Source organism: Acinetobacter sp. LMB-5 (assembly GCF_001541635.1).
GTDB classification, from domain to species: Bacteria; Pseudomonadota; Gammaproteobacteria; order Pseudomonadales; family Moraxellaceae; genus Acinetobacter; species Acinetobacter pittii.
This window is the reverse complement of record NZ_LRDR01000143.1, coordinates 1-286: the sequence shown is the minus strand read 5'-3', so window position 1 is coordinate 286 and position 286 is coordinate 1. Positions and strand designations below refer to the sequence as shown.

Here is a 286-nt window from a genome sequence, read left to right as displayed (position 1 = left end):
CCCCAACGGCTAGTAGACATCGTTTACGGCATGGACTACCAGGGTATCTAATCCTGTTTGCTCCCCATGCTTTCGCACCTCAGCGTCAGTGTTAGGCCAGATGGCTGCCTTCGCCATCGGTATTCCTCCAGATCTCTACGCATTTCACCGCTACACCTGGAATTCTACCCCCCTCTACAAGACTCTAGCCTGCCAGTTTCAAATGCAGTTCCCAGGTTAAGCCCGGGGATTTCACATCTGACTTAACAGACCGCCTGCGTGCGCTTTACGCCCAGTAATTCCGATT

The 286-nt window shown here is 52.8% G+C and carries 1 rRNA gene; it reads right to left on the bottom strand.

What is annotated here, in order from left to right:
- A 16S ribosomal RNA gene (locus tag AW165_RS18885) occupies window positions 1-286 on the bottom strand; the annotation flags it as partial.